General features: G+C 56.6%; 18 protein-coding genes. 17 read left to right on the forward strand and 1 reads right to left on the reverse strand.

Going from position 1 to position 25,010, the window contains the following annotated elements; genetic code table 11:
• The first annotated feature begins 105 nt into the window (after positions 1-105).
• A complete protein-coding gene (locus tag M891_RS0103870; protein ID WP_028537903.1) occupies positions 106-543 on the forward strand; it encodes an NUDIX hydrolase in 438 nt (145 codons plus the stop codon).
• 71 nt (positions 544-614) lie between these two features.
• Here the strand turns inward: M891_RS0103870 and M891_RS0103875 are convergent, their stop codons facing one another.
• Positions 615-1,640, reverse strand: coding sequence for a Na/Pi cotransporter family protein (locus M891_RS0103875; RefSeq protein WP_028537904.1), 1,026 nt, complete (start codon positions 1,638-1,640; stop codon positions 615-617).
• Between the two features lie 173 nt (positions 1,641-1,813).
• On the opposite strand from M891_RS0103875, the gene M891_RS0103880 reads away from it, so the two are divergent.
• The 16 genes from M891_RS0103880 (at position 1,814) to M891_RS0103955 (ending at position 24,968) form a co-directional block, all read left to right on the forward strand.
• Positions 1,814-3,187 (forward strand): class I SAM-dependent rRNA methyltransferase, encoded by a 1,374-nt coding sequence (locus M891_RS0103880; RefSeq protein WP_028537905.1) that lies wholly within the window; start codon positions 1,814-1,816, stop codon positions 3,185-3,187.
• Positions 3,188-3,330: 143 nt separating this feature from the next.
• Positions 3,331-6,873 carry a helicase-exonuclease AddAB subunit AddB gene (gene addB, locus M891_RS0103885; RefSeq protein WP_028537906.1) on the forward strand — a complete coding sequence of 1,181 codons (3,543 nt, stop codon included), beginning with the start codon at positions 3,331-3,333 and terminating at the stop codon, positions 6,871-6,873.
• The gene (gene addA, locus M891_RS0103890) at positions 6,870-10,889 is read left to right on the forward strand and encodes a helicase-exonuclease AddAB subunit AddA (protein WP_028537907.1); all 4,020 of its coding nucleotides are present in this window, start codon (positions 6,870-6,872) and stop codon (positions 10,887-10,889) included. The genes addB and addA overlap by 4 nt, the downstream gene beginning before the upstream one ends.
• A gap of 105 nt (positions 10,890-10,994) precedes the next feature.
• Entirely contained in the window at positions 10,995-12,194 is a 1,200-nt protein-coding gene (locus M891_RS0103895) for an exonuclease SbcCD subunit D (RefSeq protein ID WP_028537908.1), read from the forward strand.
• Positions 12,191-15,667, forward strand: a complete 3,477-nt coding sequence (locus M891_RS0103900; protein ID WP_028537909.1) for an AAA family ATPase — start codon at positions 12,191-12,193, stop codon at positions 15,665-15,667. The genes M891_RS0103895 and M891_RS0103900 overlap by 4 nt, the downstream gene beginning before the upstream one ends.
• Before the next feature lie 34 nt (positions 15,668-15,701).
• On the forward strand, positions 15,702-16,445 hold the full coding sequence (locus M891_RS0103905; protein WP_028537910.1) for a response regulator transcription factor: 744 nt from the start codon (positions 15,702-15,704) through the stop codon (positions 16,443-16,445).
• A 3-nt stretch (positions 16,446-16,448) separates the two neighbouring features.
• Positions 16,449-17,561: a sensor histidine kinase gene (locus M891_RS0103910; protein WP_016311448.1), complete on the forward strand. Its 1,113-nt coding sequence runs from the start codon at positions 16,449-16,451 to the stop codon at positions 17,559-17,561.
• A 137-nt stretch (positions 17,562-17,698) separates the two neighbouring features.
• Positions 17,699-18,634 carry an ABC transporter ATP-binding protein gene (locus tag M891_RS0103915; protein ID WP_028537911.1) on the forward strand — a complete coding sequence of 312 codons (936 nt, stop codon included), beginning with the start codon at positions 17,699-17,701 and terminating at the stop codon, positions 18,632-18,634.
• Between the two features lie 43 nt (positions 18,635-18,677).
• Positions 18,678-19,802 (forward strand): ABC transporter permease, encoded by a 1,125-nt coding sequence (locus M891_RS0103920; RefSeq protein WP_028537912.1) that lies wholly within the window; start codon positions 18,678-18,680, stop codon positions 19,800-19,802.
• Position 19,803: 1 nt separating this feature from the next.
• Entirely contained in the window at positions 19,804-20,958 is a 1,155-nt protein-coding gene (locus M891_RS0103925; protein WP_084628811.1) for an ABC transporter permease, read from the forward strand.
• A 248-nt stretch (positions 20,959-21,206) separates the two neighbouring features.
• Positions 21,207-21,572, forward strand: coding sequence for a histidine triad nucleotide-binding protein (locus tag M891_RS0103930; RefSeq protein WP_016311452.1), 366 nt, complete (start codon positions 21,207-21,209; stop codon positions 21,570-21,572).
• Between the two features lie 131 nt (positions 21,573-21,703).
• Complete coding sequence (rpsU, locus tag M891_RS0103935; RefSeq protein ID WP_005547957.1) at positions 21,704-21,877, forward strand: 30S ribosomal protein S21; 174 nt, start codon at positions 21,704-21,706, stop codon at positions 21,875-21,877.
• 16 nt (positions 21,878-21,893) lie between these two features.
• Positions 21,894-22,337: a GatB/YqeY domain-containing protein gene (locus M891_RS0103940; RefSeq protein WP_009225545.1), complete on the forward strand. Its 444-nt coding sequence runs from the start codon at positions 21,894-21,896 to the stop codon at positions 22,335-22,337.
• Between the two features lie 180 nt (positions 22,338-22,517).
• Positions 22,518-22,805, forward strand: coding sequence for a sporulation protein YqfC (gene yqfC, locus M891_RS0103945; protein ID WP_016311453.1), 288 nt, complete (start codon positions 22,518-22,520; stop codon positions 22,803-22,805).
• A gap of 3 nt (positions 22,806-22,808) precedes the next feature.
• Entirely contained in the window at positions 22,809-23,990 is a 1,182-nt protein-coding gene (gene yqfD / locus M891_RS0103950) for a sporulation protein YqfD (protein ID WP_016311454.1), read from the forward strand.
• A gap of 6 nt (positions 23,991-23,996) precedes the next feature.
• Complete coding sequence (locus M891_RS0103955; RefSeq protein ID WP_016311455.1) at positions 23,997-24,968, forward strand: PhoH family protein; 972 nt, start codon at positions 23,997-23,999, stop codon at positions 24,966-24,968.
• Positions 24,969-25,010 lie beyond the last annotated feature (42 nt).

Raw genomic sequence — 25,010 nt, forward strand, 5'->3', positions numbered from 1 at the left:
AATTTCTCGCCCAGCGCCGAAGACGGCATATCCTGAAGGGAACAGCGAACAGAAGCGCCTCAGTCCATTGGGAGGCTTGGGTAAAATAAAGGAGGTACAGCCAGAATGCCATTCAAAGAAATCTCTGCTGGAGGCGTCGTTTATCGCATCCAAGACGGACGGCTGCAAGTGCAACTGATTACCGATCGTTATGGCAAGATATCGTTTCCGAAAGGGAAGAGGGAACCAGGCGAAACCGTGGAACAAACGGCGCTGCGCGAAATTTTGGAAGAAACCGGCATTGTGGGCCGGATTAATAAATTGATTGATATCATCGCATATACTTACCATCATCCCAAACTCGGCTCCGTGGAAAAAGAAGTCCATTATTACCTGGTAGAATGGCAAAGCGGTGCCCTCCGTCCTCAGCTTGAGGAGATCCGCAGCGTGTCCTGGTACGAGCCGCAGGAGGCTTGGCGTCAGCAACGCAAGGCGGGATATGACAATAACGACTTCATCTTAGAGAAGGCCTTGCAAATGCTGGGGATCGAGCCGGAGAACTAATACGGTGCAGTTGTTTTCTGCGATATTGAGGAGATGGGAGAATATCGGGGAAAATAACTGCATTTTTGCGGCTATTTAGATGCCTTCGCATTCGGAAGGAGGGGGCCGGCGTGATGATCCAGGTCTTCAGGCGGGTCCAGCTTGGACCAGATTGGCAAATAGCAGAACGGCAGCGCCAGCAAGGAGCAGACCACATTAAAAATCGTCTGCGTGTGAGCGATTTGCGCTGAAAGATCGCTGGTTAACCAGGCTGCCGCCCCTTGCAGCAGCGGAACTAGCGGCAAGAACAAGACTGCTCCCAATACGTTGAGCGTTACATGCGACCATGCGACGAAGCGGCCAGCTCGGGTGCCGCTGATGGCGGCGATGACCGCCGTGACACAGGTGCCTACGTTGGAGCCGATAACCATGGCGATGCCAAATTCGACCGGCAAGGCACCACTAGCGGCGAGTCCCATCGTCATGGCGACGACGGCAGCACTGCTATGAATGATCGCCGTCAGGATAGCGCCGGCAAAGGCGCCCCACAACAGGCTGCCGGTGGCATGCTCCAGCAGCCAGGAGATCACGCCGCGCTCTTCCAGCGCCGGACCAATCGACTGCATAAAACGGATGGCGATCATAACGAGGCTGAAGCCGGCGATAGCCAGGGCAGCATACTGCAAGGGCAGCAACCAGGGGATGCAGCGTTGGATATAGTTTGGCAACATTTCGCCTGCCAGCACGGCGGCGGCCCATAACGTGAACGAAACGATCAGCATGGGGGCTCCCAGCTTGGCTATATTAAGGGCAAGCAGTTCTGTGGTCAGGCAGGTTCCGATATTCCCTCCCAGAATAATGCCGAGCGTCCGTGCATAGGACAACAGGCGGGCGTTAACCAGGCCAATTGTCATGACGGTTACAGCGGTGCTGCTCTGTAAGACAGCCGTGATAAAGGTGCTCGACACAAGGCCGGTCCAAGGTGTCCGCGTCGTCCGGTGAAGAACACCAATCAGTCGTGGACCTGCCCATGCGTGCAGGGCCGCCTCCATGACCTTCATGCCGAACAGGAACAGGGCGAAGCCAAACGTCACAGGAAACAAAATCTCATGAAACATGCTGGCAACCTCCCTCCCCGGATGATCTGTCAAATGCAGACAAGCGATAATCGTACAAGTTACATATATGACGGTCGGACAACTTCCATGCCAGTCAGGCTGACGAACCGTCCCGGTCGCAGCGGTGCTTTAGGCGTCGTGAGTCATATTTAAAATGAGGAGTGAAGGATTAAGTGGCAAGGGTCATATTGCAACGCAGCCGCAAGAAACGGGTGGAAAAAGGACATCCTTGGATCTTCAAAAATGAAATCGAACGATTGGAAGGAGAGGTGGAACCGGGCGATTTGGTTGAGGTGGTTGATCACCGGAACCGTTATCTGGCCACCGGGTATTACAACCCGGCTTCACAAATTACTGTCCGCATCGTGTCGTATACACCGTTGGAGGCGATGGACAAGGCCTTTTTTGTCCGTAGGTTTCAGGAATGCTTGAAGCATCGGGAACGGTTCGTGAAGGAGGACGCTTACCGTTTCGTATACGGAGAGGCCGACTTTTTGCCGGGGCTGATTGTGGACAAGTTTGGTGACGTGTTGGTAGTACAACTGCTTACACTGGGGATGGACCGCTGTCGGGAGCAGATCGTAGAGGCGTTGTCCGAAGTGATGCACCCCGTTGGCATCTATGAACGCAGTGATGTAGGTGTCCGGGAAATGGAAGGCTTGGAGCAGGTGAAAGGGTCGATCTTTGGCCAGCCGCCGCGCCATGTGATCGTTTCAGAGAACGGGCTTAAGATCGAGGTGGATATCGAGCAGGGGCAAAAAACCGGGTATTTCTTCGACCAGCGGGAAAACCGGGCGTCCATCAAGCCGTTGATGACCGGCTGGGGTGGCCGCAGCGGCATTTCGCTGCAAGAGCTGCCCACGGAAGACGGCGGTGTGCGTCTCGCACCGGTTAACCGGAACGGTAAAGAAGTCACCTTCCCGTACTGGGATGGAGCTACCGTGCTGGAATGCTTCTCGCATACCGGAAGCTTCACCTTGCATGCTTGCAAATATGGAGCCAAAAAGGTCACTTGCCTTGACATCTCCGAGCATGCGATAGAAAGTGCGAAGCGGAACGTGGAACTGAATGGGTTCACCGATCGCGTCGAATTTGTGGTGGCTGATGCGTTTGACTATCTGCGCAGCCAGGTAAAGGGCTTGGAGGAACGGGCACGGCGGGCTGCCCAGGACGCTAAGGTCGATACTTCCGTGCCTTTGACCGCCGGCGGCGGGCGGACGTGGGACGTCGTGATCCTCGATCCACCGGCGTTCGCCAAGACGAAAGCGGCGGTCAAAGGCGCCGTTCGCGGCTATAAAGACATTAACCTGCACGGCATGAAGCTGGTAAATGAAGGCGGCTATTTGGTCACGGCCAGCTGCTCTTACCATATGCGTCCGGATCTGTTCCTGGAGACGATTCTTGAGGCAGCGGAGGATGCGGGCAAAGTACTGCGTCTTGTGGAATGGCGGGCAGCCGGTAAGGACCACCCGCAAATTCTTGGGGTGGACGAAGGACATTACCTGAAATTTGCCATTTTCGAAGTGCGCAGCAAACACGCGTTATAAAATTGAATATAATTGAATTACAGCCTCGTTTCGCGAGCTTTCGCGGTGCGAGGCTGTTTTTGTGACGGAAGAAGATGCGAATGTTTGATCGTATTTATGCTATACTGGAACTTAACGAATTGTCCGTCGTAGGAGGGATTTCCATGTCTTTACAGTTTATACTCGGCCGCTCCGGCAGCGGCAAAACGAGCCTCATTCTTGACCGGGTGACCTCCAAGCTGCGGGAGCAACCGATGGGTCCGCCGCTCATTATTTTAACCCCGGAGCAAGGCACGTTTCAGATCGAGCAGCGGATCGCTACGGCCCCGGGACTGCACGGTACAGTACGCACTCAGGTGTTAGGATTTCGTCGATTGGCGCTGCGCGTCATGCAGGAAACCGGAGGTGCGGCATTGGTGCCGATCGATGATGAAGGCAAGAAAATGCTGCTGTACAAGCTCATGCGCCGCCGCAAAGACGAGTTGAAGCTGTTTGGACACGGCGGAGACCAGCTCGGATTAATTGACCGGATCGCCGGGCTGTATACGGAAATGAAGAAATATAATGTGGATTTCTCCACTTTGCAGGAGCATTATCATCTTCTGGAGCAGATCGAAGGGGAGTCTCCTTTATTAAAAGATAAAATGCACGATTTGAGCCTCCTGTTCGCGGAGTATGACGAAGAACTGTCCCGCTTGTACATCGACAACGAGGACCATGTCGTCAAGCTGGCGCAGGGGGCCAGCGAGTCGGCTTATTTGCGCGGGGCGGAAATTTGGATTGACGGGTTTCATACGTTTACCCCTCAGGAATATACTGCGATTCTCGCGCTGCTGAAATCGGCGGCTTCGGTTACGGTCTCACTGACATTAGACCGAGTATACAACGATGGAAATCAGCCGCATGAACTTAACCTGTTCTATACCCCTGCATCTGCCTTCGTGAAGCTGAGCCGACTGGCTGCAGAAGAGGGGATTGAGGTGCTGCCGCCGGAGCTGCTGGAAGCTCGCCCGTTCCCGCGGTTTCGGGAGAGCGAGACGCTTTCATACTTGGAGTCGGCTTACGAGCGACGTTCGCCATGGCCGAAGTCTGAGCCGCCTAAAGATTTAGAGAAGGCCTTGTCTCTGCACCGGGCGGCCAGCCGGCGAGCCGAGGTCGAAGGGGCGGCACGTGAGATGGTGCGTCTCGCCCGGGAAGAAGGTGTGCGCTGGCGGGACATGGCGCTCTTGGTGCGCAACTTAGGGGATTATGAAGAACTGCTTGCTCCAACGATGGAAGCATACGGGATCCCTTATTTCCTTGACCAGAAAACAAGCATGCTGTATCACCCCATGATCGAGTTTATTCGGGCGGCGCTGGACGTTGTGCTTGGGTTTTGGAGATACGAAGACGTATTTCGCTGCGTGAAAAGCGAATTTCTTCTGCCGCTGGACGGCAGTCTGACGCGTGAACATATGGATGTGCTGGAGAATTATGCTCTGGCGAGCGGAATCCAAGGTTATCGATGGTTTGACGGCCGTCCTTGGAAATCGGCGCCCAGCCTGTCGCTGGAGCTGGAGGATCAAACGTCGGCATCCACGAAAGCCATGGAGCAGCTGCAGCTGTTGGAGCGGTGCCGCGCTGCGGTCGCCGGCCCTTTGACCGCTTTTGAGAAAGAAATCCGTAAGGCGAAGAACGCAGAAAATATGTGTGCGGCAGTGTACCATTTGCTGGAGCGGGTGGAAGCCGCCCAGCGCCTGGATGTGTTGGCACACCAAATGGTTCGCGAAGGTAAGCCGCGTCAGGCGATGGAGCATCGCCAATTATGGGGCGCGGTATTGGACGTGCTTGACCAGATCGTAGAGATGATGGGGGACGAGCCGTTGGAGCTGGAGCTTTTTGCCGGCGTGCTGGAGACCGGGCTCAAGGAGCTGAAGGTGTCGCTGGTGCCGCCTTCGCTCGACCAGGTGCTGATCGGGAGTACGGAGCGGACGCGTTCGGGGCAGGTCAAGCATCTGTTCTTGCTTGGCATTAATGAAGGAATCATGCCAGCCAATCTGCAAGAGGAGGGGGTGCTCAGCGAGCAGGAGCGGGAGCGACTGGCGGAGCTTGGCTTGGAGCTGGCTCCGGGGCTGGCCCGCAAGCTGTTGGATGAACGTTTCCTCATCTACGAAGCGTTGTCCGGGGCAAGCCGTTCGCTCTGGCTAAGCTACCCCGCTGCCGATGGTGAGGGGGGTGCACTTTTACCATCGGAGGTGATCCGGCATGTGAAGCGGATCTTCCCGGGACTAAAGGAGCAGCCGCTGCTATTAGCGCCGGGGTCTGTCAGCAGCTCCACCGATCCGTTCGCTTCTCAGCTTGAATACGTCTCTCATCCGGGTCCGACGCTAAACGCCTTAATCGGTCAGCTGCGACTGTGGAAGACGGGAGAGTCCATTTCGCCGCTGTGGTGGCGTGTGCTGGAATGGTACAAGTCCCGACCGGAATGGGAAAGCAAAACGGCTCGCCTGCTGACCTCGCTGGATTATCGTAACCGGGTGCGCGGTTTGACGCCGGCAACGAGCCGACGGCTTTACGGCAAACGGCTGCGGACAAGCGTATCGCGGATGGAACAGTTCTCGGCTTGTCCGTTCGCGCACTTCGCTTCACATGGGCTGAAGCTGAAGGAACGCCAGCTTTACCGACTGCAAGCGCCGGATATCGGACAGCTGTTCCATGCGGCGCTCAGTCAGATGGCGATCACCTTCAAGGCGCAAAACCGCAGCTGGGGCAGCCTTACGCCAGAGGAAGCGATTCAGGCCGCCAATTCGGCTGTTGATGAGTTGGCACCTAAGCTGCAGGGCGAAATCCTGCTTAGCTCCAAGCGCTACGGTTATATTTCCCGCAAGCTGAAAGCGATCGTTGGTCGGGCTTCGTTAATCCTTGGCGAGCAAGCGCGTCGCGGCAGCTTCGAGCCGGTTGGCCTGGAGCTGGATTTTGGACCAGGGCGGCCCTTGCCTCCGCTGACGTTTGAGCTGCCCAACGGCTGCGTGATGGAAATCGTCGGCCGGATTGACCGTGTGGATATGGCGGAAGGCGAACAAGGCCTGCTCTTGCGGGTCATCGACTACAAGTCGAGTCAGACCGACCTAAAGCTGCACGAAGTGTATTACGGCTTATCTCTACAAATGCTCACCTATCTGGACGTTCTGCTGTCCTCGGCGGAAGCCTGGCTGGGGCAGCCTGCCCTTCCTGCCGGCACGTTGTATTTCCATGTGCATAACCCGCTGCTGCAAAGCAGCAACGGCATGAGTGCGGAGCAGGCGCAGCAGGAGCTGCTAAAGCGATTCAAGATGAAGGGCTTGCTGCTCGCAGACCGGGATGTGATCGCGAAGATGGATGCCCAACTGGAAAAAGGCTATTCCGATATCATTCCGGTGGCCATTAAGGCGGATGGCGGCTTCTACAGCAGCGCCTCGGTTGCAACGCCGGAGCAGTGGGATACGCTGCTGGGTTCTGTACGGAGGACGATTACGGAAATCGGCACGCGCATCACCGACGGTGACGTGCAGATTGCCCCATATCGACTTGGCCTGGAGACGGCTTGTACGTTCTGTCCCTACAAACCGGTGTGCCGCTTTGAGGAAGCATTGGACGGCAACGCATATCACGTCCTCGGCAAACCGGGCAAAAACGAAATTTGGCAGCTCCTCGGACAGGAGCGCGGAAAGGAGGCGAACCCTTCATGACCATCCCGACGAAACCAAAACCAGCTGGAAGTTACTGGAGTGATGACCAATGGCGGGCGATCGCCTTGTCCGGCGGTGACATGCTGGTCGCCGCAGCCGCTGGGTCCGGCAAGACAGCGGTGCTCGTCGAGCGGATTATCCGCAAGCTGACGGACCGCGAACAGCCGCTGAGCGTGGAGCGGCTGCTGGTGGCTACGTTTACCAAAGCCGCCGCTGCGGAGATGCGGGGTCGGATCACGGAAGCGCTGGAGAAGGAATTAGCCAAGGACCCGGGCAACGAGTACTTGAACCATCAGCTGGCCATGTTAGGGCGCGCTTCGATCACGACGCTCCACTCGTTTTGTATGGAAGTTATTCAACGCTATTACACGCTGATCCCCCTCGATCCAGGCTTTCGGATTGCCTCGGAAAGTGAGACAGCGCTGCTGCGTCAAGAGGTGCTGGAGGAGCTGCTTGAGGATAAATACGGAAGTGAACCGGCGGACAGCCCGTTCTTGAAGCTGGTGGATCTGTTTGGCGGAGAGCGCACCGATGCGGCGGTCTTTACGCTGGTGCAGCGGCTTTATGACTTCTCGCGCAGCCATCCTTGGCCAGATCACTGGCTTCAGGAAGCGTCTTCCTCTTTTATGGCTCCAGATCTCGCTGCCCTAGAGAAGAGCGCATGGGTCCAAAGCCTATTGGCCGATACGAAGTTGGCGCTGGGAGGCGCGATCAGCTTGCTGACGCAAGCAAAGGCGCTGGCGTTATCTCCGGGAGGGCCGGAGCCGTATGCCGTCACGCTGGAGGATGATCTGAACGTGGTCCGCTCGCTGCAGGAAGCGGTGGCAGGCGGTGCTTGGGCTTCGTTGTATGACGCATTTCAAGGGGTGAACTTTGGCAAGCTGAAGCCGGTCAAGAAAGACCAGACCGATCCGGAGGTACAGGAGCGGGTAAAAGCGCTGCGAGAAGAAGCGAAGAAGACAGTCACCGATTTGCGGACGCAGCTGTATGGTCGACCGGCGGAGGCGTTTTTGCGGGAGATGCATGACATGGCTCCACTGCTTGGTGCATTATCGGAGCTCGTGAGTGAATTTGGAGAACGTTACCGGCTGCAAAAAGTGTCCAAGGGCTGGCTCGACTTCTCCGACCTGGAGCATTATTGCCTGCAAATTCTGCGGCATCCGGATTCGGAGCCGGGCGAGCTGCGACCGTCTGATGCGGCCTTGGAATACCGCCGGCAATTCGATGAGGTGCTGCTGGACGAATATCAGGACACCAATACGGTGCAGGAGACGATTGTACGCTTAATTTCCCGGGAGAACCCGGGCAATCGGTTTATGGTTGGCGATGTGAAGCAGAGCATCTATCGTTTCCGCTTGGCGGAACCCGGGCTGTTCCTGGAGAAATATCGAACCTATGGCGACGATTTTGACGGAGCCGGGCTGCGCATCGATTTGGCGCGGAACTTCCGCAGCCGGCGCGAGGTCGTTGACGCGGTGAATTTACTGTTCCGACAGATCATGAACGAGAGTGTAGCGGAAATATCGTACGATACACGGGCCGAGCTGGTGTATGGGGAAGGCTTTCCACCACAGGGAACCGAGGATTATCGCCCAGAGCTCTTGCTGATTGATCGTGACAACGGATCAAGCAGCGGTTCAGACTCGTTCGATAGCAGAGACAGCGAACCCTTGGACGGCGAAGGCGGGGACGAGGAAGATGAGGCTGCGTTGATTGAGGCGGTGCGGCTGGAAGCCCGCGCCATTGCAGCTCGTATTCGCGGGATGTTGGGCGAAGGCGGTGAACCGCTGCGCATCTACGACAAGCAGCTGCAGACGATGCGTCCGGTCGCTTTCCGAGATATGGTGATTTTGCTGCGGTCGACGTTGACCTGGGCGCCGGCAATGATCGAGGAGCTTCGAGTGGAAGGAATTCCGGCGTACGGGGAGTTAAGCCAAGGTTATTTTCAGGCGTCCGAGGTTGAAACGATGCTGTCGCTTCTGCAGGTGATCGACAATCCGCTGCAGGATATTCCGCTGGCAGCGGTGTTACGTTCGCCGCTGTACGATTTTTCTGAGGAGGAGCTGGCGGACATACGCCTAGCTTCCCCAAGCGGCCGTTACTATGAGGCGGTTCTGGCACGAGCAGCCGTTGGGAATGCGGAGTTGGCGCGAAGCGACAGCAGAGAGGGAGGCAATGGAGAAGCCTCCATGTACCAGCCGGAGACGGGCCCGGTTGAAACGGCTAACGATGCATTAGCGCTGAAGCTGCAGGCGTTCTTGCGGCAACTGGAAGCGTGGCGAAGCATGGCACGGATTGGACAGCTGAGCGACCTGATCCGCGAGATTTACCGGGAAACCGGTTATCTGGAATGGGTTGGCGGCTTGCCGGGCGGAACCCAGCGTCAGAGCAACCTGCAGGCGCTGCTGGATCGGGCGAGACAATACGAGGTATCGTCTTCGGCGCCCGGGTTGTTCCGCTTCTTGCGTTACGTTACTCGACTGCGCGAGAACGGCGGCGACCTTGGGGCTCCGGGCGATGCCGGGGAACAGGGCGACGGCGTGCGCATCATGACGATTCACAAAAGTAAAGGCTTGGAGTTTCCGGTTGTGTTCGTCGCCGGATTGTCCAAGCAATTTAACCGTCAGGATCTGAACGCACCGTTTCTGATGCACAAGGAGCTTGGCTTTGGTCCGAAGTACGTTGACGCGAACACACGCGTCAGCTACCCGACGTTGCCGAATCTGGCGATCCGGCGGCGGGCGCAGATGGAGCTGTTGGCGGAGGAGATGCGCGTTCTGTACGTGGCGCTTACCCGCCCGAAGGACAAGCTTGTACTCGTCTCTTCGGTCAAAAATCTTACCAAGTCCGTTGAAGCTTGGGGCGGTGCGCTGGAGGCGAGTGAGCAGCAGCTGCCGGATTATTTGCTGGCGCGGGGACGCTGCTATCTCGACTGGATTGGCCCAGCGCTGATCCGCCATCCAAGTGCACGGGAGCTGCGACAGTTTGCCGGGCTGCCGGAGGTTGGTCCTGCCGTGTTGGCGGACAGCCCTTCCGACTGGCACATCGCGTTTCTTTCCGCCCGCACGGCGGGACAGAACGGAGCGGTGGCAGAAGCGGCTGTCACTGCGGAGACTGTGGCAGTGGATTCGGCGCAAATCAAGGCGTTGCTGTCTGTTCAGCCGACAGCGGTCCTGCTGGAAGAGGCGGAAGACGTCGAGGCGGCTGAGATGAGAGTCTTAGTAGAGTCCCGACTCAGTTGGACGTATCCTTATGCGGCAGCAAGCCGAGTCGCGGCCAAAACCTCAGTGACGGAGATGAAGGCGCTGATGTCGCTGCAGGAGGAACCGGCTCGCGATGTCTTCGTCGAAGCAGAATTATTGCGAGAGCGGAAGCAGGCGGAAGCGGAAGAGCAGCCGGAATTCACGCTGCATCTGCGCCGTCCGCGGTTCATGGAGCAGCGTAAGCTGACTCCAACCGAACGCGGGGTCGCCTACCATACGCTGATGCAGCACCTGCCGTTTAACGCTGAGCCGGGGATCGCAGTCGTTCAAGCGACGCTGGACCGATTGATCGAGCGGAAGATGATGAGCGCGGAGCAGGCGGCGGCCATTGAGGTGGATAGCATCGCAAGATTGCTGCAGAGTCCGCTTGGCGAACTGCTGCGGCAGGCGGACTGGGTGAAACGCGAGATGCCGTTCAGCTACGGGTTGCCTGCAGCGGAAGCCTCACCGCAGCTGAGTGGATTGGAAACGATGCAAGATGTATCGCCGGGCGCTGCGATCCAGGAGCTGGACGGGGAAACGGTTCTGATCCAGGGGATTGTGGACTGCCTGTTCGCAGTAGGCGGCAAGGTGTATCTACTCGATTACAAAAGCGACCGAGTACTGGAGCATCGCGGGGGGGCGGAAGCGCTGGCGGAATCGTACCGATTCCAGCTGGAGCTGTACGCCCAAGCGGTTGAGGATATCACCGGTTCGACCGTGGATGAGAAATGGTTGTATTTCTTTGACGGCGGCCAAGCGGTGAGATTGTAATCTCCATGGATGCGGGCAGCCAATAAAGGCTGCCCGCCATCTATCCGAAATAGAGCGAGTGCTAGAATGCCGGCGTACTTGGCCGGGATCAAGGGGGAGAAACGGATGCGCATTTTACATACGGGCGATTGGCATTTAGGGCGCACGCTGGAGGGACGCAGTCGGCTCATAGAGCAGGAGGCGTTTCTGGACGAGCTGGTGCAGATAGTCAAGGATCAGCAAGTGGATCTCGTCTTGATGGCGGGCGACGTGTATGACAGTGTGAATCCGCCGGCTGCGGCGGAAGCGATGTTCTACGATGCGGCGGCGCGGCTGACGGAGACCGGCTGCCATCTGGCGGTGATCGCCGGGAACCATGACCAGCCGGAGCGGGTGGCTGCGGTATCGCCGCTGGTGGCGCGCCGGGGCATTTCGTTGGTGGGGCTGCCGGTGTCTGAGGCGATCACCGTTCCTGTGCCGCGCACCGGGGAGACCGCGGTCATTGCTGCGTTGCCGTATCCTTCCGAAGCCCGGCTGTCCGAACTGCTGGCCGGTGACGCGGATGAATCTGAACTGCGGCTGGCTTACAGCGCCAAGGTGGGGATATTGATGCGCCAGCTGGCCGGAGCGTTTCGCCCGGACACCGTGAACCTTGCGATGAGCCATATCTATGTGCTTGGCGGCGTGGAATCGGACTCTGAACGGCCGATTCAGGTTGGCGGCGCTTATACCGTGGACCCGTCGGCGCTGGACATCGGCGCGCAATACACGGCCCTGGGGCATCTGCACCGGCCGCAAGCGGTAAAGGGAGCCGGATTAACCCGGTATAGCGGGTCGCCGCTGGCGTATTCTTTTTCCGAGGCAGGACAAGCCAAATCAGTGATGCTCCTGGATGTGGTACCTGGGAAGGAGCCGATCTTGGAGGAGCTGTACTTGAGCAGCGGGCGGCCGCTGGTACGCTGGAGCTGCCGGGGCGGGCTGGCAGAGGCGTACCGTTGGTTGGAAGAGGGAAGGGACGCGAACGCGTTTATCGACCTCGAAATCAGCCTAACCGAAGCGATGGCGCTCAGCGACATCCAGGCGCTGCGCAAGGCTCATGATGGAATCGTCCATATTCGTCCGGTCTATCCGGGACGGGAGCTGCAGGAGGAACTTGTCTCCCGGGAGAGCGTACCGGTGCATGAGCTGTTCCGCAAGTTTTACCAGCGGCAAACCGGCGGAGCTGAGCCGGAGGAAGAGTTGGTCGAGCTGTTTATGTCCCTCGTCTCCGAAGAAGAGGATGAAAGCGCGGCTGCGGATGGTGCTGTGGAGGGGGGAAGCCGATGAAGCCGATTACGCTAAAATTAGCCGGGCTGCAAAGCTACCGGGAAATGCAGACGATCGATTTTACCGAGCTGTGTGAGACAGGGTTGTTTGGCATTTTTGGGCCGACGGGCAGCGGGAAGTCGACGATTCTGGATGCGATCACATTGGCCCTTTACGGAAAAGTCGGCCGTGCATCCGGCGGAACCCAAGGGATTATGAACCATTTGGAGGACGCGCTGTTTGTGGCGTTTACGTTCGAGCTGACTTCTGCGGCCGGGACGGAGCGTTACCGGGTGGAGCGGCGGTTTAAGCGCCAGGGCGAGTTGTCGGTCAGCAATACGATCAGTCGGTTTATCGAAATTTTGCCGGATGATGAGGAAAAAGTCATCGCCGACAAGCTGGCTGATGTGACACGTTGCGTGGAGCAGAAGCTCGGTCTCAAAATGGATGATTTCACCCGTGCGGTTGTTTTGCCTCAGGGAAAATTCGCCGAGTTCCTGTCCCTGAAGGGGGCGGACCGACGGGCGATGCTGCAGCGGCTGTTCCACTTGGAAAAATACGGTGACCTGCTAGGGCAGAAGCTGACCCGCAAGGTCAGAGCAAACGAGCAGCGCCGCGCCGAGGTGGCCGCCGAGCAGCAAGGGCTCGGCAATGCCTCCGCCGAGGCGCTGGAGCAAGCGGCGGCAGCGGTGCAAGAGGCGGCGGCGCTCGCCGCCGAGCGGCGCCGCGAGCTGCTGCACGCGCAGCAGCGCTATGACCAGCTCGCCAAAGTGCGCGAGCTGGCGGTCGAGCGCGCCGAGCGAGCGGCGCAGCTGGAGGCGCTGCGCGCGCAAGGCGGCGAGATCGCCGCGCTGGAGGCGAAGCTGGCGCGCGGGAGCGCCGCCGAGGCGCTCAGGCCGGTGCTGACGGCCTGGCAAGAGGCGCAGCGCGCCGCCGCCGCCCGCGCGCTAGCCGCGGCCGAGGCCGAGCAGGCCGCCCGGGCTGCGGCTGCGGCGGCCGCCGAGGCCAGTGCGGCTGCGGAAGCCGCAGCGGCGGCGCTCGGCCGCGAGGAGCCGGCGCTGCTCGTACGGCTCGAGCAGCTGGAGCAGGCGCGCAGCCTGCAGGAGGAGGCCGCGCGCCTTGGCGCCGAGCTGCAGCGGATCGCGGCGCAGCGCGCGGAGGGCGCGCAGCGTAAGCAGCTCCTCGCCGAGCAGACGGCGAAGGAGGAGCAGCTGCTGGCCAAGGCGCAGACACGCCAGCGCGAGCTGGAGCAGCAGCTGAAGGCGACGGAAGTGAAGGCCGAGGAGCGTCAGCAGGCGCAAGCTGCCGTACGGCTGGCCCAGCAGTTGGCCGCATTGCAGGAGCATCTCGCGCAAGCGGAGCAGGAGGAAGCGGCTGCTCGGACAAGCTTGCAGCAGGCAGAGGGTAAGCTGGAGCAAATCGTTCGTGAAGTTGCCGAGGTGCAGCTATCCAGCCAAACGCTTGCCGGACAGCTTGCGGAAGCTGCTTTGGAGCTGACGATGTTGGAGAAAGAACTGCAGCAGCATGCTGCTGAGCTCACCGGATCCGAACAGTCGCTGCGTCAGGCGCTAAAGGTGCGCGAACGCCATCTGTGGGCAACCCGGTTAGCGGAGCAGCTGCAGGACGGCGAACCGTGCCCAGTGTGCGGCTCCGCGCATCATCCGGCTCCGGCTGAGGCCGAGGACGACGGCGTCACCGGCGGGGAGGCGGAGCTTGAGACGCTCGCCGCCCTGATCGCGGAGGCCCGCGAGCTGCAGTTCGCCGTCGCCCGCGACCGCGACGCGTGCAGCGCGCTGTTGCAGGCGCTGGCCCCGGCTGGCGGCGCCACCAGCGACAGCGGCGGCGAAGCGGCCTCTACGCCAGGCGCGCTTGCTGCGGGCGAGGCGGCCGCCAGCGCCGAAGTCGCCGCCACCGCAGCTGCGCTCGCCGCGCCGTCTGCAGCTGCGCCTGCCGGCCTCGCGGCCCTGCAGCGCCAGGCAGCGGCGCTAGCCGAGCGGCACGCCGCGTGCCGCCGCCGGCTGGAGGCGCTGCAGCGGGACGGCCGCGCAGCGCAAAGCGCACTGGCGGTCCTGCAGCCGCAGCGTGCCGCTGCCGAAGCGGCGGAAGCCGCGGCTTCCGGGCAGCTGAAGCAGACGGCTGCCCGCAGCGCGCAGCACCGCGAGGCCCTTGCGGCCAAGCAGCGCGAGTGGGCCGAGCTGTACCCGGGCCTCTCGCCGGAGGAAGCCGCCCGGCAAATGGAGGCCTATGCCGCCAAGGATCGGCTTGCCGAAGATTTGCGGGGGCGGCTAGCCGTCAGCGTACCGTTTATCGAGGAGAAGACGGCCAAGCTGCAGGCATTAACCGGCGAAATAATCGAGCTGGACAAAATGCTCGTGCAATGGGAAGTACAGGAGCAGGGAAAACAGGAGCTGCTTCGGGAGAAACAGGAGAGATTGCACGCCGTGGCCGGGGAACGACCGGTCGATGAGCTGCTTGCCGAAGCCCGGGAGAAGCTGGCGACCCTTCGTCAGCAGGCGGAACGCAGCCGGGCGATGCAGACCGAAACCGCGGCCCGCAGCCATGAGCTTGCCAAAGCGGAAGCGTTGGCGGCCCAAGCCGCTGCAGCGGCCCGGGACCAGGAAGCCGAGCTTCAGGTTCGCTGGGTTCAGGCGCTGGAGGCTTCGCCTTTTGAGGAGGAAGCTTCCGTATTAAATAACCTGCTGGCCCCGGGTGAAGCAGAATTGCTCGTGGAGACAGTGCAGCAACACCGCAGCCGGGAGCAGGAGCTTGTGATCAGCCTAAGTGAGCTGGATGCCAAGCTGGCGGGGCAAACGGTCAGTGACGAGGAATGGCAGTACAGTGGAGCGGCCCTCGCTGCGGCAAAAGAGCAGGATGAAGCGGCACTGCAGCTCAAGGCCCGGGCCGAGCGGGACTGGGAGGACCTGCAGGTGCGGCATGTCCGCTGGCAGGAGTTGGAGCAGGTCCGCAGCCAGCTGGAGCATGAAGCCGGGTTGCTCGCTAAGCTGCAATCGGCGTTGCGCGGGAACGCGTTCGTTGAGTATGTCGCGGAGGAGCAGTTGATGAACGTCAGTCATGCCGCTTCCCAACGCTTACGGTTTCTGACGAAGCAGCGGTATGCGCTGGAGACCGACTCTGGCGGCGGCTTTGTCATCCGCGACGATGCAAGCGGCGGCGTGAAGCGCCCGGTGGCGACATTGTCCGGCGGGGAGACCTTCCTCGCCTCCTTGGCGCTGGCGCTGGCCTTGTCGGCACAGATTCAGCTTCGCGGCCAGTATCCGTTGCAATTCTTTTTCCTGGACGAAGGCTTTGGAACGCTGGATCCTGAGCTGCTGGATACGGTCATCACCTCACTGGAGCATCTGCATCATGACCATCTCTCGGTGGGGATCATCAGCCACGTTGCCGAGCTGCAGACCCGGTTGGCCCGCAAATTGGTGGTCATTCCGGCGGAGAGCGGCGGGGCAGGTTCCCAAATTAAGCTGGAACGGCTGTAGCTGCCTGAGTAAGGACACGAAACGGAGGAGCAGGATGAAGATACGGGTGCTGATCGCAGATGACAACTCGTTTATCCGTGAGGGAATGCGAATTATTTTAAACAGTTTTGACGAATTTGAGGTAGCGGAGACCGTAGAGGACGGACAACAGGCGGTCGACTACTGCCGCGCTAATCCGGTAGATGTAGCGCTGCTGGACGTGCGGATGCCCAATATGAACGGGGTGGAAGCAACCCGGCTGCTGACGGAGGAAGGACTGGCGAAGCCGCTGATCCTGACCACCTTTGACGATGATGAATACATCATGGACGCGATCCGCTTCGGTGCCAAAGGCTATTTGCTGAAAAACAACGACCCGGAACGTATCCGCGACGCGATCAAAAGCGTGTATTACGGCCACAACGTCTTGCAGGACGTGGTGCTGGATAAGCTGAAGCAGACGCTTGCTTCTGGCGGGGCTTCGCAGGATACAGCTGTATCGCCTCCGCCGGAATCGGCGAGCGCGCAATCCAGTACGGCTGCTTCACCGGCGGCCCCTTCCGCTGCGATAACTCCGGAAGGTACCGGTCTGTCGCCAAGCGATCTGGCGCGGTTCACCGAACGGGAGCTGGAAGTCATGTCCCGCATTGCCAAGGGCTTGTCCAACAAGGAAATCGCCAAGGACATTTTTATTTCGGAGGGAACCGTAGCCAACTACATCACCTCGATTCTGAACAAAACCGGGCTGGAGCATCGAACGCAAATCGCCATTTATTACTTGACCGGGAGGGTCCGCTAACTTATGGAACGGTGGAGCATCGGCAATAAGTGGCTCGTGCTGGGCCTGGCCATTGCTTTGATTTATATCAGGGAAGCCTCCCCGTCCTCTTGGCTGATCTTGTTCGCTTTACTTTATTTGGCTCTGGACCTCACGGCGCTGCTGCTTCCCAAAATGGCCTATCGAAATGCGCTGTATGGAGCAATGCTGATCTACTGCGTCTGTTGCGCGGTATACTTCTCTCCGGAGTTCGCGCTGTTGTTGCCGCCAACCTCCTATGAAATGGTCAAGGGAAAGAGCCCGCTCGTCTTAGCTGCGGCGTTGCTTGCGATCCCGCTGCTCTTCCTGAAAGGGACGCTGGCAGTGGTTTATGCGTTTATCGTGATCATCAGTTGGTTTAATCGATATCTTTTTTATCGTCTGTTGCTGAGGTTAAACCGGCAGGAGGAGCAGCTGGACAAGCTGCGTTTGAAGCAGGATAAGCTAAGGAAGCAGTTGAATGACAATGAGGACTTCATTCGGGCTTCGGAATACACGTATAAGTTGGAAGAGCGAAATCGCCTCTCTCAGGAAATTCATGATGGCGTCGGCCACTCGATGACCGGGGCGCTGATCCAGATGGAGGCCGCCAAGCGTGTGCTGCACACTGACCCGGCCGGGGCGGAGAAGCTGCTGCAGAATGCGATTGGCATCGCTCAGGAATCGATTGAACGGATCCGACAAACGTTGAAGAACCTGAAGCCTCCGGTGGAGCAGTTAGGGATCCATCGGCTGAAGAGCGCTGTCGAAGCGTTTGGCAACCGTTCCGGCCTCCAGACCTTGGTCGTCCATAGCGGCGATCTGGAGAAAATTACGCCGCTGTATTGGAAAATCATTTATGACAACGTGACGGAGGCGCTGACCAATACAGCCAAGTACAGTGGAGCAACCTTCGTACAGGTTGAGGTGCGGGTTCTCGGGCAATGGATTCAAGCCGTTGTAACGGATAATGGACGTGGTCAAGACAAAATCGTTAAAGGCATGGGGCTGATCGGCATGGAAGAGCGCGCGGCCTCGGTGAACGGCACGGTCATTGCGGACGGCACGCAAGGGTTTAAGGTGACTACTTTAATCCCCTACGCACCTCCCAAACCATGAAGAACCTCATTGACAGGGGTCCGTCCCCAAGACAATATGAATTTTCTCATGCACAAAGGATGAACTTATGCACTGACATAAGGGCATCCTTTTTTTCTACAATAGGGTCAAGAACGAAGCAGAATGGAGAGGTTGCAATGAACGTTTTAGAGATTCGCGGACTCACGAAAAAATTCGGCGACTTTATCGCAGTTGATAATATGTCCTTATCCGTGCGGGAAGGGGAAATCTTTGGGTTTCTAGGATCCAACGGCGCCGGCAAGAGCACTACGATTAATCTGGTTGCATCGCTGCTGCGACCAACGAGTGGGGAGATTCGCATTTTGGAGAAAGACATTAGCAAGCACAACCGTTTCGCCAAAATGAACCTAGGGATTGTTCCGCAGGATTTGGCGATTTACCAAGATATGACCGCTTACGAAAATGTGAAGTTCTTCGCCGGGTTGTACGGCTTGCGGGGAACGGAACTGAAGGAACGGGTAGAGGAAGCGCTGCGTTTTGTCGGTCTGGAGGATAAGGCGAAGAGCTTTCCAAAGAACTTTTCCGGCGGGATGAAACGGCGGCTGAACATCGCTTGTGCCATCGCGCATCGGCCAAAGCTGATCATCATGGATGAACCTACGGTCGGCATTGATCCGCAGTCGCGTAACTATATTCTCACCTCCGTCCGGAAGCTGAATCAAATGGGCTGCACGATCATTTATACGAGCCATTACATGGAGGAAGTAGAAGAAATCTGCTCCCGGATCGCCATTATCGATCATGGCAAAATTATCGCGGACGGCACGAAAGAGCAGTTGATCGCCACGATCACCGACATGAAGGAAGTGCGCATTGAACTGAAACAGGATGGCGAGGCGTTCTTGGGGCTGATCCGACGCTTGCCAGGGGTAAGGACGGTAACGGCGCATGAATCCGAAATTCGCATACACAGCGACCTGTCGGTGGATAACTTGAGCGGCATCCTGAAGCAGCTGATCGACGGCGGGGCGGTCATTCGTTCCGTCGAGGAGCAGGAGCCAAATCTGGAAACGGTGTTCTTGACGCTGACTGGACGCAACTTGCGTGACTAGGGCTGCGATCGTAAACCGATCGCTTTGGGAGGAGATTTGAGAAATGAATACGATATCGATTGCACTTAAGGAGCTCAAGCAGGAGGTCCGCAACCGTTGGACGTTGGTGTTTATGCTCGCTTTTCCGATTGTGCTGATCTTAATTCTAGGCACTGCCCTGACAAATGCCTTTGAGAGTACGGCCCAGATTGGGGATATTCGGGTGTTGGTGAAGGACAAGGGTGAGAATCCGGCTTTAACGCAAGCCTTCCAGGCGTTTTCCCAAGAGACGGCCGGTATGGGATTAACGTTCGAGCAACTGGCTCCGGGCGCAGACGCTCGGAAAGAGGTTGAAGCCGACCATTACGATGAGTACGTAGAACTGAGTGATCAAGGTGTGTTGCTCTATTTAAGCGGCCGGGATCCGATTCAAGGCAACGTCGTGCAAGGAATGCTGACAGCCTTTGCCCAGCAATACAACGCGATCATGGCCATTGAGAAGAACGCTCCCGGCCAGGCGGAAGGGGCGCTGGCAGCAGGTGCGGCGAATCAGCGGGAATATATCAAAGAGACTTCAATTGCAGCTGACCGTCAGCCGGGCTCCATCGATTATTACGCGATGGCGATGACCTCGATGATCGCTTTGTGGAGCTCGCTATCTGCCAGCCGGCTGATTACCGGGGAGATTCGCCAAGGGACCAGCATGCGGCTAGCAGCCTCTCCGGTTGCCAAGGGTGAGATTTTCGCCGGTAAAGTACTTGGTAACATGGTGACGAACCTGTTGTGCGTCATCCTCCTGATTCTCTTTAGTAAATTTGCCTTTAATGCTTATTGGGGAGAGCATCCGGGCGCGGTGATGGCAGTGCTAAGCTCGGAAGTAATCATGGCCGTTAGTCTGGGTCTCGCAGTAAGCTATGTGCTGAAAGAGGCGGCGACGCAAGGCGTGATCTTGATTTTTACTCAAGTCGCGGCATTCTTAGGAGGAGCCTACTTTCCGATGGGGGAACTTGGTCCGCTGGCGGCGGCAGCCAACTTGTCACCGGTTCGATGGGCGAACGTAGCGATTACGCAAATTATTTATAACAATCAAGTTTCGGCGATGTGGCCGGTCGTAGCTTTAAATTTAAGTTTAGGTATCGTGCTGTTGGCAGCGGCAGCCTGGATGATGCGGCGCAAGGAGGGCCTGTAACATGATTAAGGATATTTGGTGGTTGACGTCCCAAACGCTGCGGAAGACATTCCGCAAACACAGTAATCTTATTTTATATGTAGCCTTGCCGCTGGCCGGAATCTTATTATCGTTGATGATTTATGGCAACGGGGGAGATGCCGGACTGCGAGTTGGCGTAGTGAATCAAGATGGGGATAAACCAATTGCAACGGATACGATTCGGTTTCTGGAAGGACTGGATCAAATTCGGTTGACGGAAGTGACGGAGGCGGAGCTTCGCGAGCAACTGGCCGCCGGTCAGCTGGACAGCGGTTTGGTCCTGGGTGTCGGTTACTCCGATAGCATCCTTGCCGGGGAGCCTGACCATATCGGAATTCAATCGGTCAAAGGCACAACGGTCACTGCTTACATGAAAGCGATGCTCTACAATTACACTGGGAATTTGGCAGCCCTAAGTCGGGTGGCTCAGGGAGACGAGGCGAAATTCGCCCAGCTTTACGAAGATTATCAACAATCCGGGATTACGTTCACCGTTCATTCGGCTGACAGTTCTGTCGAGCAAAAGCAGGCGATGACGTATCAAACGATTGGCTTTCTCATTATGTTGATGATGATGTCGGCCGTGAATTTGTCGGAGTTGATTCTGAAAAGTCGGGAGGACCGCACTTTCTTCCGCATCATTTCTTCTCCAATCAACGCCAAGCATTTTGTCATTTCCATCTTAATAGTCAATCTCATTGTGATGGCGGTACAGATTGTGGTCACCCTGTTCTTCCTGGAAGTTGTATTCCACATCGATACCGGGGTGCCGTTTGGACGGATGGCGCTGCTTCTGATGCTGTTTGCGCTCGTATCGATCGGCCTGTCGCTCGTCATCGTCGTGTTCTCCAAGAACAGCGGTATCTCCAGCGCGCTGCAAAATATCATCGTTACGCCAACCTGCTTGCTGGCAGGCTGCTTCTTCCCGAGCGAGATCATGCCGGAAGCAGTGCGGAGAATCTCTGAGTTCATGCCCCAGCACTGGGTGCTTCAGTCGATTGAAAACCTGCAGCAAGGCGAAAGCTTAGCTCAGATCTGGTTTAACCTATCCGTTCTGGCCGCGTTCGCTCTAGTTTTCTTCCTGCTGGCAGCTTACAAGATCACACGGAACAACGACACGCGTAATTTCGTTTAAAATATTTGTTTGCCCGTGATGCACATCACAGTAACAGTATCAACCTGCTGTTATACTACAGTTAGCCGACATCCTATTTACAAGCACCCCGCCGGACGTATTGGTTACAGAAAGAGTCGACAGCTGTTTCCGTCCAATACGTCCGTGCGTCAAGCCAACTCATTCTGTGAGGCGGCAGGGTGCTTCTTTTTTTTGCCTGTTTTCGGTAAAATGAAAGCTATCACAGATTCTGTTTAGGAGGCTTTCTGATGGACAACTGTTTGTTTTGTAAAATCGTTGAAGGATCGATCCCATCGAACAAGGTGTACGAGGATGATCGCGTTCTCGTTTTTCACGATATCCAACCCGCTGCGCCGGTGCATGTGCTGGTCATTCCGAAGAAGCATATCGCTTCCATGAATGACGTGGCTTCTGAAGATTTTGGTCTGATCGGTGAGATGCATCGCGTTGCACAGGAAGTCGCGAAGAAGCTAGGCGTGGCAGAGAGCGGATACCGGCTGATCAATAACTGCGGACCCGACAGCGGACAAGCGGTCGCACATTTGCATTATCATCTGATTGGAGGCGCCAAGCTGGGCGCATTGGTACAATCCTCTAGCTCCCACGCGCTATAAAACTCCTTTTAGAATTTGGAAGAGAAAAAAGCCGGTGCTCAGGTTGACACCCTATTTCTCTTTCCCCTATAATGAAGTTTGATGAACCGTGTTATGCTCTTGGACGGTCTGGTCGGAGGGAGGGAAAACTGGTGTCTGAAACTAAAGTTCGCAAAAACGAGACAATTGATGCTGCACTTCGTCGCTTTAAACGTTCCATCGCGAAAGATGGAGTATTGGCTGAGGTGAAGAAACGTAAGCATTATGAAAAGCCAAGCGTAAAGCGCAAGAAAAAGTCCGAGGCTGCTCGTAAGAGAAAGTTTTAGGAGGATTTAATCAACGATGAATCTTAGCGAGCGATTGAACGAAGATATGAAGCAAGCGATGAAGAGTCAAGACAAGTTCAAGCTCTCCACCATTCGAATGGTTCGTGCTACGATCAAGAATCTTGAGATAGATTTGAAAAGAACTTTGAACGATAATGAAGTGCTTGATATCCTAAGTCGTGAAATCAAACAGCGCAAAGATGCCCTCCAAGAATTTGAGAAAGCGGGTCGTGACGATCTTGCCGAGCAAGTGAAAGCGGAAGCGGAGATCCTTGCTGAGTACCTTCCCGAACAGCTAAGCGAAGAAGAAATTAAAGTCATTGTACAGCAGACCATCCAGGAAACCGGTGCTTCTTCGAAAGCCGATCTCGGGAAAGTGATGAGTGCACTGATGCCCAAGGTAAAAGGCCGGGCAGACGGTAAGCTCGTAAACCAGACGGTTCAACAGCTTTTGCCATAACTTCGAGAGACAAACACCTTTTACGATGTATTCGTAGAAGGTGTTTTTTCATTTTATATGCCCTATGCAAGCCAAGGTTGCCGTCCTATGCAGCCTTGGCTTTTGCTTTCCCTTTTCCCTTCTCATAAATCCAAGCCGGGCCGCATAATTTGTACAGTAGGGGAAGGAGGATTGCCTCATATGAGCCGGTTTGTCCGCAAAATTCGCAAATGGACGGTCGATGCGCTCGACCTGCCCAGTGATCTTGTATTCGATTTGCCGAGGCTCACCTTAATTGGAGGTCAGCAGCTGTATATAGAAAATCATCGGGGCGTGGTCCACTTCTCTCCCGAAGCGCTGCATCTGGCGCTGAGTGAAGGAACGCTGGAAGTTGAGGGAAGCGGCTTGGTTATTAAAGCTATCATGCCTGAAGAAGTGGTCGTGGAGGGCCGGATCTTTGGCATTAAATATCGTGGAACGGAGGAATGAAGCGTGAAATCACCGGCTTTAAACCAGCTGAGAGGCATCGTTACCGTCACGGTCCGCGGAGGATCGATCGAACAGCTTGTGAATGAGTTATCTCACCAGGGCATCGACATTTGGGATGTCCAGCCCTTGCCTGGGGGGCAAATGAACATGAAGATCGCGCTGCCCGATTTCTTCCGGCTGCGGCCGCTCTTGAAACGGACAGGCTGCCGATTGTCGGTTCAGGGCCGCTCCGGGGTCCCGTTTGTGTTAGGCCGCGTGTGGAAGCGGAAGGGGTTTATCGCCGGATTCGCTTTATTTATTGCGGCGATTTTTTGCTTATCTTCGCTAGTCTGGGATGTCGAGGTGGTGGGCAACAAGGAGATTGCCTCCCAAGACATTCTCCAAGCGGCGCGACAGGAGGGGATTTATCCGTTTCAATGGATTTTTCGTTTGCCTGAGCAGGACAAGCTGTCTGCCGAGCTGAGCCGCAAGCTGCCGGGTACGTCCTGGGTTGGGGTAACTCGTACGGGGACCAAAATTACGATCCAAGTGGTGGAGGCAACGAAGCCTAAGGATCAGAAGCTGGTCAGCCCAAGCCATTTGGTCAGCAAGCATGACGCGGTGATCACCCATATTTATGCGGAGAGAGGTCAGCCGGAGGTCAGGAAAAACGACCGGGTGAAGAAAGGACAAGTGCTGGTGTCGGGATTCCAGGGCGGCAAGCCGATCATGCCCGTAGCGAAGATTCGCGGTATCGTCTGGCACGAGTATAATATCCAAGTGCCGCTGGTATATAAGCAGAAGGTTTATACAGGAGAGCGCAAGCAACGGGGGTATTTATATTTTGGCGATACTGCAATTCAGTTCACCGGTTATGGGAAAGTGAGCTATGCGCAATCCGAGACGATGACGGATCAGGATCCGCTGACATGGCGCGGTTGGAAGCTCCCGATTGGCTGGATGACCGAGAAGGTGATGGAAACGACGGAGCTTGAGCTGAAACGGACGGAAGAACAGGCGAAACAAGAGGGGATTGAGCGAGCAAAACGCGATATTCTGGCGAAATACGGCACAGATAGCGTCATTCTCGATCAAAAAATTTTGCATGAGAAGGCGGACAATGGTAAAGTTTATATAAAAGTGCATTTCGAAGTAGAACAGAACATTGCGGAAGAAGTGCCGATAGTACAAGATCAAGGAGAATGAGGCTATTTGTCGGAACAACTGGTGAACATCAAACTACCGCTTCACAGTGCGGCTGAAGGACTTTCTTTATTTGGCCCTCAGGATTCGTTCCTGAAGTTAATTGAACAGCATTTACCAGCAAGCATTGTTTTGCGAGAATCCGAAATTACCATCCGCGGGGAACAACGCGAAGCGGAGAAGGTAGAGCAGTTGTTTGAGGTATTACTGGAACTGATTCGGAACGGGTATATCTTGACCGAAAGGGACGTTTTATATGCCGTCGATTTGGCCAAGGATTTCCGCGCGGATCAGCTGCTTGATTTATATAAAGGTGAAATTGCGATCACGTATCGCGGCAAGCCCATTCGGGTGAAGACGATCGGGCAGAAGCACTACGTTACGACGATTAAGAAACGGGACGTTGTGTTTGGTGTCGGCCCAGCTGGGACAGGCAAAACATATTTGGCCGTTGTTCTTGCGATTAGCGCGCTGAAGGAAGGCTCGGTGAAACGGATTATTTTGACCCGGCCGGCGGTGGAAGCAGGGGAGAGCCTGGGATTCTTGCCGGGGGACTTGCAGGAGAAGGTGGATCCTTATCTGCGTCCGCTGTATGATGCATTGTACGATGTCATGGGACCGGAGCAGACCGCTAAGGCGTTGGAGCGCGGCTTAATCGAGATCGCGCCGCTTGCCTATATGCGGGGCCGGACGCTGGATGATTCCTTTATTATTTTGGACGAAGCTCAAAATACGACACCGGAGCAAATGAAGATGTTCCTGACGCGGCTTGGCTTTGGTTCCAAAATGGTCATTACCGGGGACGTGACGCAAATCGACCTTCCCAAAGGGAAGAAATCCGGTTTGGTCGAAGCGAAGGCAATTTTGAGCGGGATCGAAGAGATCGGGTTCGTCCAATTTGCCGAGTCCGACGTCGTTCGTCATTCGCTGGTCCAGAAGATCATTATGGCGTACGACCGCGCTGCCGAAAACTTAGGGTAAGCTTCTGGGATGTTGTTAGGGTTTACCATGTTCAGGAGGGCT

The sequence above is a fragment of the Paenibacillus sp. J14 genome (assembly GCF_000518465.1).
In the GTDB taxonomy this organism is placed as follows: domain Bacteria; phylum Bacillota; class Bacilli; order Paenibacillales; family Paenibacillaceae; genus Fontibacillus; species Fontibacillus barengoltzii.

Coding starts and splice junctions, on each gene's coding strand:
- M891_RS0103870 (WP_028537903.1), top strand. CDS start 106: ATGCCATTCAAAGAAATCTCTGCTGGAGGCGTCGTTTATCGCATCCAA.
- M891_RS0103875 (WP_028537904.1), bottom strand. CDS start 1,640: ATGTTTCATGAGATTTTGTTTCCTGTGACGTTTGGCTTCGCCCTGTTC.
- addB (WP_028537906.1), top strand. CDS start 3,331: ATGTCTTTACAGTTTATACTCGGCCGCTCCGGCAGCGGCAAAACGAGC.
- addA (WP_028537907.1), top strand. CDS start 6,870: ATGACCATCCCGACGAAACCAAAACCAGCTGGAAGTTACTGGAGTGAT.
- M891_RS0103895 (WP_028537908.1), top strand. CDS start 10,995: ATGCGCATTTTACATACGGGCGATTGGCATTTAGGGCGCACGCTGGAG.
- M891_RS0103900 (WP_028537909.1), top strand. CDS start 12,191: ATGAAGCCGATTACGCTAAAATTAGCCGGGCTGCAAAGCTACCGGGAA.
- M891_RS0103905 (WP_028537910.1), top strand. CDS start 15,702: ATGAAGATACGGGTGCTGATCGCAGATGACAACTCGTTTATCCGTGAG.
- M891_RS0103910 (WP_016311448.1), top strand. CDS start 16,449: ATGGAACGGTGGAGCATCGGCAATAAGTGGCTCGTGCTGGGCCTGGCC.
- M891_RS0103915 (WP_028537911.1), top strand. CDS start 17,699: ATGAACGTTTTAGAGATTCGCGGACTCACGAAAAAATTCGGCGACTTT.
- M891_RS0103920 (WP_028537912.1), top strand. CDS start 18,678: ATGAATACGATATCGATTGCACTTAAGGAGCTCAAGCAGGAGGTCCGC.
- M891_RS0103925 (WP_084628811.1), top strand. CDS start 19,804: ATGATTAAGGATATTTGGTGGTTGACGTCCCAAACGCTGCGGAAGACA.
- M891_RS0103930 (WP_016311452.1), top strand. CDS start 21,207: ATGGACAACTGTTTGTTTTGTAAAATCGTTGAAGGATCGATCCCATCG.
- M891_RS0103940 (WP_009225545.1), top strand. CDS start 21,894: ATGAATCTTAGCGAGCGATTGAACGAAGATATGAAGCAAGCGATGAAG.
- yqfC (WP_016311453.1), top strand. CDS start 22,518: ATGAGCCGGTTTGTCCGCAAAATTCGCAAATGGACGGTCGATGCGCTC.